Origin of the sequence: Winogradskyella endarachnes (genome assembly GCF_009741275.1) — a bacterium.
Taxonomy (GTDB): Bacteria; Bacteroidota; Bacteroidia; order Flavobacteriales; family Flavobacteriaceae; genus Winogradskyella; species Winogradskyella endarachnes.
Window position 1 is genome coordinate 1 of the sequence record NZ_WOWS01000035.1, and the last position, 295, is coordinate 295.

General features: G+C 33.2%; 1 protein-coding gene. It reads left to right on the forward strand.

What is annotated here, in order from left to right; translation table 11 throughout:
* Window positions 1-295: pepsin/retropepsin-like aspartic protease family protein (locus GN138_RS15910; protein ID WP_157364981.1), on the forward strand; the 295-nt coding region annotated here is incomplete at both ends.

The following is a 295-nucleotide window of genomic DNA, read 5'->3' on the forward strand; positions in this document are numbered from 1 at the left end:
CTATCTGTGGAAACTCCGTTAGGAGAAACTTTCATCACATCCACTGTTTATAAATCTTGTTTGATCCAAGTTGGCACCATCACATTACCCGTTGACCTTATCTCTTTAAAGATACTTGCTTTTGATGTGATTTTAGGGATTGATTGGTTAACTACTCATCATGCCAAAATTGATTGTTTTCGTAAGGTTGTTAGTTTTCATATTCCTAAACAACCTATTGTTCGAATTCAAGCAACTAAACTATTAAAATCAATCACTGTCATATCGAGTCATAAAGCTATTCGTTTATTGAAAA